Below are 15,200 nucleotides of genomic sequence, written 5' to 3' on the forward strand. Positions count from 1 at the left end.
AAGTCACTCCAAAGCAAATGCAACAATCCTATTTCCTTTTTCTGTTCCCAATTTTTCGCCCCCACAGGCTATAGCGATATATTGCTTTCCGTTTACCTCGTACATGGCAGGCGTTGCAAAAGCGGCTGCGGGCAGTTTGTATTCCCAAAGCAGCTCCCCAGTATGTTTGTTGAACACCCTAAAATAACCATCTCGGGTGGCACCAATAAACAAAAGTCCGTTTTCGGTTACAATCGGGCCGCCGTAGTTTTCCGTACCGATACCGATTCCTTCATCCCCTAATTCTGGTGTATTGCCAAAGGGAATGGACCAAATATAATCCCCTGTATTTAGGTCAATGGCGTGCATAGTACCCCAGGGAGGAGCTATCGCTGGCAACCCATTACTGTCCAAGAATTTATTGTAGCCTGCATGTTTATAAGGAATAGCAATGGAATCTTTTTGGTCAGATTCCTCGGCTACGCTATGTTGTACTTCCTCATCAAATAGAAATCGAAGAAGCGCCTCCATTTCTTCCTTTGGAATCTGAGGGAAACCGGTCATCATGCCTTTCCCTTGTGTAACAATAGTAGAAACTTCATCTTTCTCCTTTCGCAATTGCAGGTCGATCAAAGAAGGAAAACCACTGGCCACCACACCTTTTCTGTCGGCCTGATGACAAGTAACACAGTATTTGTTGTATACACCTTGGCCTAAAGGTAGTCCAGCATAGTCATTTTTAGCAAGGCCCATCTGTAGCATACGAGGCATTTCGTTCGAATTCACATAGAGAATCCCATCTTCGGGATCGGCGCCCGCTCCTCCCCATTCGGCAGCTCCATCATAACCTGGCAATAGAATTGTGGGCTCCAAACTTGGAGGGGCGTAGATTCGTTTATCAGCCGTTCTTAAAAGCTCCCGCAGTTCCTCCTGGTTTTCCGCGTAGGGGCTCACACTGTTCTCGGACAGTTCGGTGGATTGGCGTGCAAAGGGCTTTGGTTTTACCGGAAATGGCTGTGTGGGCCAAGTTTCCTCACCCTCCAAAATGGAAGGAGGTACGGGACGTTCTTCAATATCGAATAAGGGTTCTCCCGTCATCCGATTAAAAACATAGACGTAACCTTGCTTCGTTACCTGGGCAACAGCCGGAATTTTTTTGCCGTCCTGTTGCACCATCAGAAGATTGGGTGGGGCAGGGGGGTCGCGATCCCAAATGTCATGATGTGTAAATTGAAAATGCCAAATACGCTCACCTGTATCGCCATCCAAGGCCACTAAACTATTGGCATATAGATTACTTCCTTTCCGAACGCCTCCATAAAAATCAGGGGCCGCAGAGCCCGTGGGGACATAGATGATTCCCGCTTCTTCATCTACGGCCATACCGGACCAGTTATTGGCGGCACCAACGAGCGGACTCTCCCTAGGATCTTCGTCTCCCCAGGAATCATAACCTTCCTCATCTGCTTCTGGAATGGTATGGAATACCCATTCCACAGCTCCGGTAATTACGTTAAATGCCATAACATCCCCGGGAGGTGCACCGGGACCTTCGGATAATCTAAGGGGCATTGCAATAATATCCTTATAAATGGTCCCAGGGGTATTGGAAATTACGAACTTACTTTGGGCCGATTTGGGCAGACCGGAACGCATATCCACCTTACCATTATCCCCAAAAGTTGGAATCGGTTTTCCGGATAAGGCGTTCAAAGCATATAAATCGGAACCACGGGTATATAGAATACGTTTGTCCTTTCCTTTCTCCCAATAGGAAACACCCCTGCTGGTGGAATGCCATACTTTTACAGAATCTCCAAATTGCCATATTTCCTTGCCCGTAGCGGCATGCAGGGCAACTACCCTCATGGCGGCAGTAACCCCATATAAAATCGTATCCGCAACAATGGGGTTCATTTGCATCTGGCCCCAATCAGCTGCCTCATAGGACCAAGCTACTCTTAGGCTTTTTACATTTTCAGGAGTGATTTGTGATAAAGTGGAGTAATGGCTCCGTCCGGAATCTCCTAGATAAGAAGACCAGGTTACATATTGATTTTTGGATGAATCTTCTTTTTCAGAAGGCTGGCAATTTGTAAAAAGTAATAATACTATGGTGACAATAGGAAGAAGGGAACAAAAAAGTTTGGACGGCATGGATTTGCTGGATTAGTTTTCCTAAAAATACGCAAAAACGAAATGATTTTAATCCTTAATATATGCTATAGTCGTACCTAGGGCTTAAATTTCCATACGACTGTACTTGAAGTGCTAGAAATACCGCTTTAAAATGGCTTTTACCGACCCATAGTATGACCTACCGAACAAATTTAGATGTACCAGCAAATAATAAAGCTGATAGATGTCCCTTCGTTCATCCTCAAAAGGTTCTTTGGGAAAGTGTTCCTGATAGGCATGGTAAAAAGAGGAATCAAATCCACCAAATAATCGGGTCATGGCAATGTCCACTTCATGATGGCCATAGTAGATGGCCGGGTCTATCAAATAGGGTTTCCCACCTTGTGAGACGAGATAGTTTCCACCCCACAGATCACCATGCAATAGAGCTGGTTCAGTTTTTGGGAAAAGGTTTTTGCAAGTAACGGAAAGTTTTGTTTCGGACGGAATATCCGATACATCTAACTGCTTGTTATCAATGGCCGTTTTAATTTGAGGAAGAAGACGTTCTTGTACATAAAACGGGCCCCAATCCGTGTTTGGGCTATTGCCTTGGGGAAGGCTCCCAATAAAGTTATCAGTCTCCCATCCATAGTAGTCGGATTTGGAAAACTGATGTAATGCCGCCAATTGATGCCCTAGTTGTGCCATCTCTGCTTGGGAAGCCCTGCCAGGTTTGATGTATTCCATTATCAAAAAAGCACCTTTTTCTAAAGGCTCGCAGAGTAGGACATTGGGTGTGGCTATGACCTGGGTGTTGGAAATGGCTTCTAAACCAGCCTTTTCTACAAGGAACATTTTATGGGCATTACCATCACGATTTACTTTACAGAAAAAATGTTCTGTTTCCGTTTCCAAGAGATAGGCCTGTGAGATATCACCACCCGAAAGGGATTGGACCTTTTGAATATTTATACAAAGCAGATATTCAATATGGGCTTTGAGCTCTTTTTGCATCAAAAAAATCTTATATTTTCGAAAGATTGATGTTAATAGGCTCTTTTAAGTCAGAAACATTTTCCAGTATCGTCTTTCCGCTGGCGTTATCGATAATCTTAATTTTAGTGAGCCTCTCTTTCCTTACCACTTCGATGTCAAAACCCTCTCCAAAGGCTTTTATTTTCCGAAGGGCCATTTTTCCCCATTTTTTGGGTAGGTTGGGCATTACACTAAAACTGTGCAAACCGGTTGGATTGATGCCAAATAGTCCTTCTATAAAAACACGGCAATACAATCCACTTTCAGCAGATAAATGCGCCATATTCCCTTCCGGATAAGCCTCTACCACATAAGGAACCCTTTTGCCCAATAATCGTTCTTTGGAGAATTGCTCCAGCTTCTCAAGAGAAACATCCGTAGCGCCGGCAAGAAAAGTACCTCGCAGGGCATATAAAGTACCCCTGTCCCAAAAAATTTGGCTAATGGAAGGGTTGTCACTGTTTTTTTCCACATGTACTCCGTTTTCCGTCCATAGGCGATCAAAAAGAGCGGTAATCGTGTCGTCCTTTCTATCATGGATGCCAACGACCAACGGGAGGCATATCCAATGCCGAAGGTATTTATGACCATCATAATATCTATAGGTATCCAGACCCTCCACGGTGGCTCCAAAATAGTTTTCAATAGCCTTTTTAAGAGTCTTGGCCTGTTTTCGGTAACGGGTAATTACCGACTTCGGTTTACCCAATGAAGTGGCCAAATCGTGCGCATGCCGCAATGCTCCATAGTATAAGGAAGAAGTAGATAGGTTAGCGGTACCGGTTTCTATTCGGCCCTCCATTTCGTCAGATTCCGAGCGCACCACTCCTTCTTTGTTCAACTGCCTTTTGTTATATTCCAAACACCAAGAGATTAATGGCCATAGTTCTTCAGCTATTGTAGCATCCCCTGTCGCCAATGCATATTGGCTTGCGCCATAAGCAATCATCGCGGCATCCCCACGATCTAACGGACCAGGAGGCGGTAGTCCTTCTACTTCAAAAGCATAGGGTAGTTTACTGTATTCCGGATTGATTTCTTTGGCAAAGGCCCGATACATGTTTAAAGCGGATTCGTGACCGATACCATATCCCAAATAGGGAAAGAACGGACTCACATATTCAGCTTGGTCATTGGCCCAAATGCCTACATAGTATCTTCCGCCTCCCGGGGAATGAATTAATCCCAATTTCGATTCATAGATACTTTCCGAAGCCCGGATTTTTGAAAACTCAAATAGGGTATTTAAGACTGGATTTGGAGTCTCCAATTGTAATGCACCGCTCATGGATTTTAAAAAGGAATTACGATTGCTTATAGTTTCCTGTAAGGACCCTGAAGGCAGCTTTTCGTTATTTAAAGTGGCCATAATTTTGACGGAAACCGAAACCGATTCGCCAGCCTTTAAGTGAATTGTCGAAGGAGCATCCGTTGTCACAATGGTATTGAAATTACCTTCGGCACCTTGGTCGCCATATTCAAAGCGGGTATTTTTCGTATTTAATATAATCGGGTTATTGGTGCTATTGGTAAGCTTCAGCTCCTCTAAAAACAAACGTTCGTTCATGGAAGGCAAAAACCTTCGTTCCAGTAGTATTCCTGATTTTGATGGCCGATGTTCAAAATGTAACGTTCCGTTAATGGTCATTTTTTTTAGGGGGCCTGGAGCAAATTGTTTATTACCGATAAAAAATCGTGGCAGAATGGCATCGGCATGAGTGTCCTTCAAATAAGACCGGTATATGTGCCAGCCAGGGTCACTCTCTTTGATAAAGGGATGCAACTGGGGGAAAAACACCTGCCGCTCAACCGATAAGTTTCCCACGGAGTCAATCTCATAACTTATAATAGCGGCTACTCGTTTGCCTGCCATTTCAATATTATCCGCATAGGCCTGATTGGAATTTTCATCAAATGAACGGGCAATCTCCGTTTTAGAAACAATTTGCCATTGATTTTCCTGCGCCAAGACGGTTAAGTTGACCAATAATAGGAGCTTAAGTAACTTTTTCATGTCAAGATTCTGTTTTGATAATGGCTGTTAGTTTATTGTGATAGGCTTTGGCGTATTGTTCCATCCCCAAATCGGTTGGATGTGTACCATCAACAAAGGCATCGTTGGAGAGATTTAATTCTTCCTTTGTTAGCATGTGAAGATTCGGAACCCCGTTGTTTTTCATGCTCTTATAAGTTTCTGCCATCCAAAGATTTAGGGTTTCATAGATGGAAGCTCTTTTACTTTCCAACATACCATCGGAATACCCCATATGCTGTACCAATAAAATTGGAGTTTTGGGATGCTTTTTCTGGAGAGATAGGACACTGTTACGAATCCGTTTCTGGATTTCCTCCTTGGTATTTTGTTCCCCTGGGCGTAGATTGGGTAGACAGTCCAGCACATAAACCGAAGCATTAATTTCATTGATTAAATCTATGACCTCGGGTTCCAAACGCCCATTTCCGGAAAAGCCTAGGTTTACTACGGGATAGTCTAACTTTCTTCCGAGAATGCTGGTCCAGGCCATTCCGGGCCGAGAAGCGCATGCACCCTGGGCTATGGAAGTGCCATAGACAACTACTGGTTTTTCTTTCCTCGCTGGAAGAATTTTAAAGGAACTCCCTTTTGGCATGCCGATCTTTAGATTCTTAACGGTATTGTATAGCGGAAAAAGCAATTGATGTTCATACACGCCTTGAGGAAGTGCGTCCAACGCAAAATCATACTGAATGACATTATTAAATTTCCTTCTACCCCTGACCCATAACCAATTTTCTTCGGTCTTTACATACATGTCCACCCCACTGACCCCAGTTGTGGGCATATGGTTCATGGAGAGGTTGCCCTCCACTTGGTAGCGCACAGAAATTGAATCGGCATCCGTTTCAAAACACACCCCCAATCCAGCAGTATTTTTGGATAGCTGCCAAACCTTATCGCGAACTGATTTTTCCGCTTTGTTGGGCAGACGATTGTAGCCCATATTTTCCCAACCTTGACCTTCAAAACGGTTTATTGATTCCAAGGGATCATACCAGATATAATCCTCATGTTTTTGAGCCGAAACGGCGATTACCACGAATGCAAGTATTGTTGTGCATAGCAAGCGATTTTTCATCTAAGGGTTCTTACGTTAGCAATTTCTAAGATAGAGATAAAAGCCTTACATGGAAATGATTTGTAGGTGCTTTTCGTTTAATCCTTCAAGGAATTATTGACTATATTGTATGTCCATAAAAACCAACCGATGTCACAATTCGCCGAAAATGTATCTAAACGTCTCTTCTCATTGGATGTTTTTAGGGGACTTACCATGTTCCTCTTAATCGCCGAGGCTGCAGGCTTCCATCATAGTTTTGTTGAACTTACGGAAGGAACCGCCTTTTCCGGCCTTGCCCATCAATTGGAGCATCATCCGTGGAACGGTCTTCGGTTTTGGGATTTAATTCAACCTTTTTTCATGTTTATTGTGGGAGTGGCCATGCCGTTTTCCCTCCGGAAACGATTGGCTTCCGGGAGCCGTAGTGCCGTAAACAGGCATATTTTTAGGCGTTGCTTTTTACTTTTTGCCTTTGGTGCTCTATTGCATTGCGTTTATGCACATGCCCTTGTTTGGGAGCTTTGGAACGTTTTGGTACAATTGGCCTTTACCATTTTGATAGCCTATGCCATTATGCATCTTCCACATAGGCTGCAAATCGGCATATCGATTTTGCTGTTGATTCTGACCGAAGTATTGTATCGTGTTTATAATCCGTCGGCTCCGTATGCCCAGGATCATGATAGTTTCGGTTCCTTTGTGGATATGCTGGTGATGGGCAAGACAAATGGAGGCTACTGGGTTTTTGTAAATTTTATCCCAACGGCGGCACACACCATTTGGGGCGTAATATGTGGGCAAGTGCTGCTGTCCAAAATCCCTGAAAGAGAAAAAATAAAACCCTTTTTGATATGGGGAACAGCTATTCTCATTTTGGGATTTGCCTTGGATTGGCTCAACATTACCCCAATAATAAAACGCATCGCCACGTCTTCCTTTAGCTTGGCCTCTGGAGGGTTTGCCATTTTGACTTTGGCCCTTTTTTATTGGGCGATAGATGTGAGGGATAACCACAAAAAATGGCTGAGGATTTTTTCAGTGGTAGGCACCAATTCTATTTTCATTTATCTTTTTGCCGAAACGGTGGGCCATCAATGGTTCCGTGATTTTGGAAAAATATGGACGGAAGGCCTCTTAAGTCCTTTAGGAATATCCCAAAATTGGATTATGGTCATCAACTCGGTATTTGTACTTTTTATCTTCTGGTATCTCACCTATTTTTTGGATAAAAAGAAGGTGTACTTTAAGATATGATGATATTACAGCTAAATTTTCTATACAACCAAGAATATCAAAACAGATATAATGACCCATCATATTTCAAGTATCTCTTGTTTGCTTTTTAGTTTTTTTCTATTTGCTTCCTGTGCCTCACAGAAGACGGCAACTTCTGATGAGGGTTGGACGACCTTATTCAATGGGAAAAATTTAGAGGACTGGACGACCAAGATCCATCACTACGAGGTAGGGGACAACCATGGTGATACCTTTCGTGTAGAGGACAGTATTATTAAAGTGCGCTATGACAAATATGAAGGAGATTTCAAGGACCGTTTCGGACACTTATATTATGATATGCCCTACTCTTATTTTCATTTACAGCTGGATTATCGTTTTGTAGGAGAGCTACACCCTGGAGCACCAAGCTACACCTTGAAGAACAGTGGTGTAATGTTCCATTCGCAAGACCCCAGAACAATGCTTAAGGAACAAAACTGGCCCATTTCCGTTGAGATGCAATTTTTAGCCGGGATTGAAGCCGGGCAATCCAGACCTACGGGTAATATGTGCTCGCCCGGTACCGAAGTGATTTTTAAAGGGGAACGCTACCCCGGACATTGTATCAATTCCAGTTCAGAAACCTATTACGGCAATCAATGGGTTAGGGCGGAACTTATTGTACTTGGGGATTCCCTGGTTACCCATATGATTAATGGTAAAAAGGTTCTGGAATATACCCAGCCCCGGGTTGGGGGTGGTGTGGTCGAAGGATTCGACCCAAAAATAAAGAAAGATGGACAACTTTTAAAGGAAGGCCTTATTGCCTTACAAAGCGAGGGCCAACCTATTGATTTTAAAAACATCAAGATAAAGAATTTAAAAGGGTGCATGGATCCAAAAGCCAAGAATTTTGGGAAACACTATATTAAGGCGGACAATAAAAAATGTGTGTATTGAAACCGATTTAGCACAGGTCTTCGGGATACTTGCCGGCCGTCATCCAACCGCCATCTACATTAATTGTTAGGCCATTGATATGGGAAGCTTCATCCGAAAGGAGAAAAAGGCAGGTTTTTGCAATGTCCTCCGGAGTTCCTACGCGACCATTTGGATTCAGCTGGGACCAAGTTCCTTCATAGTCGGGCTGTTCTTCCTTGGTCCGCTCAGTTAAGGTGGCCCCCGGAGCTACGGCGTTTATCAGAATGCGATGTTCCGCAAGCTCATAGGCCAAATTAATGGCCATCATGCGTAGGGCGGCTTTGGTCATGGCATAGGTAGTCAAATGGCGATAGGCCCTTATCCCCACTTGGGACGACATCAAAACAACTTTACCACCTGTCCCTTGTTTGATCATTTCCTTGGCCGCGCGTTGAACCAAGAAGAAGGCACCCTGCATATTGAGACGCGTTACCTTTTGAAAAGATTCTGGTGTAAAGTCCAAAAAATCCCCGAAAAGCGTAATGCCCGCATTTGGTACTATAAAATCGATTTTTCCGAATCGCTCTATGGTAAAATCGACTATTTCATTTATAAAGGCAATATCTCCGGCATCACCGGGAAATGGAAGACAGCTATAGGGATATTTGGCATTAATTTTGTCCGAAGCGGCCTGGGCCTTATCTTCATCAATATCATTTAAGATAATCCTTGCTTCGGCGGCGGCCAAAAGCTCTACAATGGCGCGGCCAATGCCTTCACCCGCTCCGGTCACAATGGCTATTTTATTTCGTAAACCCGAATATTTCATGTGCTGTCCTTAAAATAGCTTATGGGGGTACCCTTAACTTGGGATTCATATACAAAAAGCCCGCCGCTTAAAGGAAACGTTTCCAATTGACTTTGGGAAAGACCGCTTCTTGCAGTAGTAATATACAGAGTTTTTAGATCATTTCCACCAAAACAACAGGAAGTTACATGGGGGGCGTCAACTTCTACCGTTTCCAGTACCTCACCGGTATTTGGGTTCCATCTACGAATGCAATTCCCGCCCCAATGGGCGATCCACAACATGTTTTCTTCGTCAATGCTCATACCATCTGGTGCTCCAAAATCTTTGGGGATTGAAAAAGCAATATGCTTAGTCCTAATTTCACTTGTTGCTACGTCATAATCATATCGCCAAACTTCATATGCCGTGGAGTCTATATAGTAAAACTTTTTTTTATCGGATGTCCATGCCATACCATTGGAAATAGAGGTGTCTACAATATGGGTACTTACATTCATTTGAGTGTCCACCCGATAAAGATTGCCCATTTCCGGAGCCGCTTTTTTATGCATGCTCCCAATCCAAAAATTGCCATTGGGATCAACTTTGCCATCGTTATAGCGCATTCCGGGATTCGAATTTTTAAGTACGGGAAGTCTAATCAACTGTTCGTTGGTCAAATCAAAAGTAGCCAATCCCGATTCTAAGGCCAGAAGCATAGTCCCATTTTCAATTGGAACGACAGCTCCCAACATTCCATCGAAAGTCCATTGTCTGTGCTGCTGATTCCTTGGGTTAAATAGATGTAGCCCATTACCCTCTATATCCACCCAGAGTAAATGCTGTTTTCTCCAATCCCAGACTGGGCCTTCGCCCAAAATGGATTTGGTATCCAACAATAAGTCGGCTTTAGAAATTCTCATAGTGCATTTTAATATTAGGAGGGATATAGCAATATTTTTAGCGATTTCTTTTGTTCCATCAAGTCAAAACCTTTTTGCCAATCGGTCAGACGCATACGGTGGGAGATAACATCTTCCAAATTAATATTTCCCTGATCGATGATTTCTATCGCCCTGTCCCAAGTGGTCCTCGTATAGCCTACAGAGCCTTTGATGTTCAATTGCCGAAATGCCGTTAGATCAAAAGGAATGGTAATATCCTTACCAAAATGACCTACTTGTACATATTGGCCCAATGGCCTTAAGGCGGTAAGGCAATTAGCAACGGAACCTTGTGCTCCCGCAGTTTCAAAGGCGATATCCACACCTTTTCCTTTGGTTTCTTGTTGTACAACTGCTTGCAAGTCATCAACATCGACCATTACGGTGGTATGTGCACCCCACTCCATGGCCGTCTTGAGCTTGTCCTTGTCCTGACTGGTTCCCGCAACAATGGTTTTGATACCCTGTGCCAATAACAATTTTAATAAAAGCATCCCGATAGGCCCGGGCCCGGAGAGCAAAACGGTATCCCCAAATTGTACATCGGCAATTTCACCTACGGCGTGCACGGCAACGGCAAAAGGTTCTACTAAAGCCGAAATATCATCGCTCACATGGGCTGCCGTGGCATATAATTGATCTGGTCGTGCGGCAACGTATTTGGTGAAAGCCCCGTTGACGCCATGTCCCATGCCCCGTTTGGCTTTACAGAACATAAATTCACCGCTATGGCAATACTCACAATTGTTGCAAATGACAGTAGGTGCCCCAAGGACACTGAAACGCTCCCCAAGATTGATACCTTCGGTATTAGGCCCTTTTTCTACGACCCGTCCAGAAAACTCGTGACCCAAGATTACAGGAGGGTAGTTTTTGAACATATCATGATAAACATGCAAATCCGTTCCGCATATGCCGCAGGAATTCACCTCTAAAATTACCTTGCCATCTTCTACTTGAGGATCCGGCATATCCTGGAGGCGAACATTACCTTGTCCTTTGTCATATTTTACAAGTGCTTCCATTACTCAAGAATTTTAATTGCCTTTTCTACGATATCTTTCGCCCTTAGGCCATACAAGTCCATTAATTCCTGACTTTGACCCGATTCTCCAAATGTATCCATTACACCCACACGATGCACGGGGCAGGGATGGTTTTCTGAAACAATGCCAGCAACCGCTTCGCCTAGGCCGGCCAATATGGAATGCTCTTCTGCGGTTACGATACCCTTGGTTTCTTGGGCCGCCCTAATAATGGCCGACTCGTCCAAAGGCTTAATGGTATGCATGTGTAGTACTCTTGTAGAATACCCCTTCTTTTCAAGTAAATCGGCAGCTTTTAATCCCTCGCTTACCATAATTCCTGTGGTGACTATAGTGATATCCGACCCCTCTCTTAACAATTTTGCCTTTCCAATTTCAAAATCTCCATGAATCTCAGGGACTACGGGATATTTATCCCGTCCGAAGCGAAGATATACAGGACCGTGCATAGTTGCTGCGGCATGGGTGGCCAAACGGGATTCTTCATAATCCCCTGGTACAATCACGGTCATATTAGGTAATGTCCTCGCCATTCCGATATCTTCATTGGACTGATGTGAAGCGCCATCCCCCCCGGTAGTAATTCCACAATGTGTTACCCCGATTTTGACATTCAACTTGGGGTACGCTATGCTGCTGCGCATTTGGTCTCCGGCCCTGCAGGTGGCGAATACACCAAAGGTAGAAGCAAAGGGAATAAAACCTTCCAATGCCAAGCCTGCAGCTGCGGATAGCATATTCTGCTCTTGAACGCCACAATTAAAAAAACGATCGGGAAATACAGCCTCAAATTGTTCGGTCAAAGTGGCTTTGGCTACATCTGCGTCCAGCACCAATACCTTTTCGTTCTTCTTGCCAAGTTCTATGAGGGCATCGGCATAACCTTGTCTCGTTTGTTTGTATTCCATGTTTTAATTTACTCAGTAATTCGGTTATTGTGATTTTTTTTAAGATTTGGAATTTGGAATTTGGAATTTCTTCAATCTATACCAACTCCTGCATCGCCCTTTCAAAATCATCTTGCGTAGGAGGTTTTCCATGCCATTCGGCCTTTCCCTCCATAAAGGACACCCCTTTACCCTTAGTCGTGTTTGCAATTATCATTACAGGCTTATCCTCTTTTTTTGCCTTTTCAATGGTATCGATGATGACCTCAAAATCATGCCCGTCGATTTCGAAGACTTTCCATCCAAAGCTTTCCCATTTGGGTACCAAAGGATTCAAGGGCATTACTTTTTCGGAATACCCGTCAGTTTGCAAATAATTGCGATCCACAAACCCGATAACATTATCCAATTTATATTTATTGGCGAACATAGCCGCCTCCCAGACCTGTCCTTCCTGGATTTCGCCATCTCCGCAGAGGATGTAATAATATTGGTCTTGCTTTTTAAGCTTGGCTCCCAAAGCCATACCTACTCCGGTAGAAATACCAATACCCAATGTTCCCGTACAGGCATCTATCCCGGGTGTCTTGGGTTGATAAGGATGACCTTGGAGATGGCTCCCCGGACGGCGGAACTCTAAAAGGTCTTCCTTCGGAAAATAACCACAATCTGCTAATACGGCATAAATTACAGGTGTACAATGCCCTTTGGAAAGGATGAAACGATCGCGACCCTCCCATTCGGGGTTTTTTGGATCATGTTTCATAACATGGTAATACAGGGCGGTGAGGATATCCGCTGCGCCAAGACTACCGCCTACGTGACCACTGTTGGCCCGATGGACCATGGATACAATTTCCTTACGGACTTCACGGGCCTTGTTTTTGAGGAATTCATGTTTTTTTAGATCTAGCATAGATGTAATTTCTAGTTTTAAAGCCTCCGGAAAGTTATAGGGTTATCCACTTTTCGTCCTGGGCCGATTTGACCACAGCGTCCAGCACTTCTTGACATTTTAATCCGTCATAAAAGTTGGGTACAACGGGGGTATTCTGGGCGATGCCGTTTATCAACTTGGAAAATTGGTGTACAAAAGTATGTTCCCACCCAATGATATGTCCGGGAGGCCACCAAGCATCAATATAAGGATGACTATTTTCCGTGACCAAAATGTTTCTAAAGCCCTGCTCTTCCTTGGAATCGTTCAAGGAAAAGTACTGAAGCTCGTTCAATCGCTCCAGATTGAAAATGAGACTGCCCTCACTCCCGAAAATTTCGAGCCCCATATAGTTCTTTCGTCCGTTGGCAAAACGGGTTGCATTGAAGGAGCCTACCGCACCATTTTGAAATCGGGCCATAAATAAAGTGGCATCATCTGCCGTTACCCTACCCGTACCCTTCCCGTTGGCCAAGGGCCGTTCCTTTATGAATACCTTTTGGAGTCCCGTAACGGCCTCGAACTCTCCTAAGAGGAACCGGGCCAAGTCGATGATATGGGCGTTCATATCCCCATGGGCACCGGAACCGGTGGTTTTTACATCGTGCCGCCAGACCATCGGGAATTTTGGATCTACCAGCCAGTCTTGAAGGTAAACCGCATTGAAATGGTGTATCTTTCCCAATTTCCCATTGCTGATCAACTCTTTTGCTAAGGACAGAGCAGGTAAAAAGCGGTAATTGAAAATCATCATATTTACGATTCCCGCCATTTCGGCCTCCTCATACATTCTCTTGGCCTCATCTACATTTAGGGCCATGGGCTTTTCGCACAACACATGTTTTCCAGATTTTATGGCTCCCAGGGCAACGGGAGCATGCAGATTATTGGGGGCACAGATATCCACTAGATCCAATGCATCGTTCTGTACCAGCCGCTTCCAGTCGGGCTCCTGGTTTTTCCACCCATACTTCCGGGAAAATTCAGCAAGCTGCTTTTCATTGATGCTGGAGGCGGTATGTAAAACGGGTGTACCTGGCAAATCAAAAAAATGGGGCAACCGTAAATATCCATTTGAATGGGCCTTTCCCATAAATTGGGTTCCAACGATACCGATGTTGATTTCCTTTGCCATTAAATACCCAAAATTGTTTTGTTGAGGTCTTTATCTGTTTCACTTTTTGCAAAATCGTCAAACGAACGTTTGGAAGCCTGAATCATATGTTCTTTGATAAAGGGGGCTCCCTCCTTTGCCCCTTGCTGTGAACTTTTAACACAACATTCCCACTCCATAACGGCCCAACCATTAAACCCGTTGAGCGTCAATAATGTGAAGATATTTTTAAAATCCACTTGGCCATCGCCCAATGAACGAAACCGGCCTGCACGCTGTTTCCAATCCTGATACCCTCCATAAACTCCCGTCATACCATCGGGCAAAAACTCGGCATCCTTGACGTGAAAAGCCTTAATGCGATCCTTAAAGATTTTAATAAAATCAATATAATCTAATTGCTGTAGCACAAAATGACTGGCATCATAAGTAAGACAGGCGGAGGGGTGTCCTTTAGTCTCTTCAAGAAAGCGTTGGTAGGTGGCACCATCATAAAGATCGGAACCTGGATGTAGCTCATACCCGAAAGTAATGCCATTTTCGTTGGCAAAATCGAGGATTGGCGACCACCTTTTGGTCAATTCCTCAAAAGCATCGTCTATAAGGCCCGCCGAGCGTTGGGGCCACGGATAGATGTATGGCCAAGCCAGGCCACCGGACATTACCGAAATATTGGTGGTTCCAAAATGTAGGGACGCCTGAACGGTTTTTTTTAACTGCCCTGTTGCCCAAGTCACACATTCCTTGGCATTTAACCCTTTGGGATAGAAGCCTTGAAATAATTTTTGATAGGCTGGGTGCATGGCCAGCACCTGCCCTTGAAGGTAGGAGGCCAGCTCACAGACTTCCAGTCCTTTTTCCTTTAGTTTCCCGACATATTCGTCTGCATATGTTTTGGAGGAGGCCGCCTGATCTAAATTGAACAAACGCTTGTCCCAAGTTGGAATTTGGACGCCCGTATATCCTAAATCCGATGCCCATTGCGCCATACCTTCAATGGTGTTAAAGGGAGGGGTGTCATCCGCGAATTGGGCCAAAAAAATTCCAGGTCCTTGCATATAGGCAATTTACCGAGAAGTTATGGAATTTGGAAATACGATTTTGTCGGAA

At 44.2% G+C, this 15,200-nt stretch carries 13 protein-coding genes; 2 read left to right on the forward strand and 11 right to left on the reverse strand.

Translation table 11 applies throughout. The features are described from left to right. Positions 1-3 precede the first annotated feature (3 nt). The 4 genes from D7Z94_RS02980 to D7Z94_RS02995 all read right to left on the reverse strand — a co-directional run bounded on the left by D7Z94_RS02980 (position 4) and on the right by D7Z94_RS02995 (position 6,251). Positions 4-2,136, reverse strand: a complete 2,133-nt coding sequence (locus tag D7Z94_RS02980; RefSeq protein ID WP_120710010.1) for a pyrroloquinoline quinone-dependent dehydrogenase — start codon at positions 2,134-2,136, stop codon at positions 4-6. Between the two features lie 114 nt (positions 2,137-2,250). Next, the gene (locus D7Z94_RS02985; protein ID WP_120710011.1) at positions 2,251-3,114 is read right to left on the reverse strand and encodes a fructosamine kinase family protein; all 864 of its coding nucleotides are present in this window, start codon (positions 3,112-3,114) and stop codon (positions 2,251-2,253) included. 10 nt (positions 3,115-3,124) lie between these two features. Further along, a complete protein-coding gene (locus D7Z94_RS02990; RefSeq protein WP_120710012.1) occupies positions 3,125-5,149 on the reverse strand; it encodes a six-hairpin glycosidase-like protein in 2,025 nt (674 codons plus the stop codon). Position 5,150: 1 nt separating this feature from the next. Further along, on the reverse strand, positions 5,151-6,251 hold the full coding sequence (locus tag D7Z94_RS02995) for an SGNH/GDSL hydrolase family protein (protein WP_120710013.1): 1,101 nt from the start codon (positions 6,249-6,251) through the stop codon (positions 5,151-5,153). Positions 6,252-6,380: 129 nt separating this feature from the next. Here D7Z94_RS02995 and D7Z94_RS03000 point away from each other — a divergent pair, with 129 nt between their 5' ends. After that, a complete protein-coding gene (locus D7Z94_RS03000) occupies positions 6,381-7,487 on the forward strand; it encodes an acyltransferase family protein (protein WP_120710014.1) in 1,107 nt (368 codons plus the stop codon). A gap of 51 nt (positions 7,488-7,538) precedes the next feature. Then, positions 7,539-8,411 (forward strand): 3-keto-disaccharide hydrolase, encoded by an 873-nt coding sequence (locus D7Z94_RS03005; protein WP_120710015.1) that lies wholly within the window; start codon positions 7,539-7,541, stop codon positions 8,409-8,411. Positions 8,412-8,418: 7 nt separating this feature from the next. On the opposite strand, the gene D7Z94_RS03010 is transcribed toward D7Z94_RS03005, so the two are convergent. From D7Z94_RS03010 to D7Z94_RS03040, 7 genes are all read right to left on the reverse strand, one after another. Continuing rightward, the gene (locus D7Z94_RS03010; protein ID WP_120710016.1) at positions 8,419-9,201 is read right to left on the reverse strand and encodes an SDR family NAD(P)-dependent oxidoreductase; all 783 of its coding nucleotides are present in this window, start codon (positions 9,199-9,201) and stop codon (positions 8,419-8,421) included. Further along, positions 9,198-10,085, reverse strand: coding sequence for an SMP-30/gluconolactonase/LRE family protein (locus D7Z94_RS03015; RefSeq protein WP_120710017.1), 888 nt, complete (start codon positions 10,083-10,085; stop codon positions 9,198-9,200). Before D7Z94_RS03015 ends, D7Z94_RS03010 begins: the two co-directional genes overlap by 4 nt. 14 nt (positions 10,086-10,099) lie before the next feature. Next, positions 10,100-11,131 (reverse strand): zinc-dependent alcohol dehydrogenase, encoded by a 1,032-nt coding sequence (locus tag D7Z94_RS03020; protein ID WP_120710018.1) that lies wholly within the window; start codon positions 11,129-11,131, stop codon positions 10,100-10,102. After that, positions 11,131-12,060, reverse strand: a complete 930-nt coding sequence (locus D7Z94_RS03025; RefSeq protein WP_120710019.1) for a transketolase family protein — start codon at positions 12,058-12,060, stop codon at positions 11,131-11,133. The genes D7Z94_RS03020 and D7Z94_RS03025 overlap by 1 nt, the downstream gene beginning before the upstream one ends. Before the next feature lie 76 nt (positions 12,061-12,136). After that, a complete protein-coding gene (locus D7Z94_RS03030) occupies positions 12,137-12,955 on the reverse strand; it encodes a transketolase (RefSeq protein WP_120710020.1) in 819 nt (272 codons plus the stop codon). Positions 12,956-12,989: 34 nt separating this feature from the next. Next, positions 12,990-14,111, reverse strand: coding sequence for a Gfo/Idh/MocA family protein (locus tag D7Z94_RS03035; protein WP_120710021.1), 1,122 nt, complete (start codon positions 14,109-14,111; stop codon positions 12,990-12,992). Further along, positions 14,111-15,148 carry a sugar phosphate isomerase/epimerase family protein gene (locus tag D7Z94_RS03040; protein WP_317125759.1) on the reverse strand — a complete coding sequence of 346 codons (1,038 nt, stop codon included), beginning with the start codon at positions 15,146-15,148 and terminating at the stop codon, positions 14,111-14,113. Before D7Z94_RS03040 ends, D7Z94_RS03035 begins: the two co-directional genes overlap by 1 nt. Positions 15,149-15,200 lie beyond the last annotated feature (52 nt).

Source organism: Ulvibacterium marinum, assembly GCF_003626755.1.
Lineage (GTDB): Bacteria > Bacteroidota > Bacteroidia > Flavobacteriales > Flavobacteriaceae > Ulvibacterium > Ulvibacterium marinum.

Coding starts and splice junctions, on each gene's coding strand:
- D7Z94_RS02980 (WP_120710010.1), bottom strand. CDS start 2,136: ATGCCGTCCAAACTTTTTTGTTCCCTTCTTCCTATTGTCACCATAGTA.
- D7Z94_RS02985 (WP_120710011.1), bottom strand. CDS start 3,114: ATGCAAAAAGAGCTCAAAGCCCATATTGAATATCTGCTTTGTATAAAT.
- D7Z94_RS02990 (WP_120710012.1), bottom strand. CDS start 5,149: ATGAAAAAGTTACTTAAGCTCCTATTATTGGTCAACTTAACCGTCTTG.
- D7Z94_RS02995 (WP_120710013.1), bottom strand. CDS start 6,251: ATGAAAAATCGCTTGCTATGCACAACAATACTTGCATTCGTGGTAATC.
- D7Z94_RS03000 (WP_120710014.1), top strand. CDS start 6,381: ATGTCACAATTCGCCGAAAATGTATCTAAACGTCTCTTCTCATTGGAT.
- D7Z94_RS03005 (WP_120710015.1), top strand. CDS start 7,539: ATGACCCATCATATTTCAAGTATCTCTTGTTTGCTTTTTAGTTTTTTT.
- D7Z94_RS03010 (WP_120710016.1), bottom strand. CDS start 9,201: ATGAAATATTCGGGTTTACGAAATAAAATAGCCATTGTGACCGGAGCG.
- D7Z94_RS03015 (WP_120710017.1), bottom strand. CDS start 10,085: ATGAGAATTTCTAAAGCCGACTTATTGTTGGATACCAAATCCATTTTG.
- D7Z94_RS03020 (WP_120710018.1), bottom strand. CDS start 11,131: ATGGAAGCACTTGTAAAATATGACAAAGGACAAGGTAATGTTCGCCTC.
- D7Z94_RS03025 (WP_120710019.1), bottom strand. CDS start 12,060: ATGGAATACAAACAAACGAGACAAGGTTATGCCGATGCCCTCATAGAA.
- D7Z94_RS03030 (WP_120710020.1), bottom strand. CDS start 12,955: ATGCTAGATCTAAAAAAACATGAATTCCTCAAAAACAAGGCCCGTGAA.
- D7Z94_RS03035 (WP_120710021.1), bottom strand. CDS start 14,111: ATGGCAAAGGAAATCAACATCGGTATCGTTGGAACCCAATTTATGGGA.
- D7Z94_RS03040 (WP_317125759.1), bottom strand. CDS start 15,148: ATGCAAGGACCTGGAATTTTTTTGGCCCAATTCGCGGATGACACCCCT.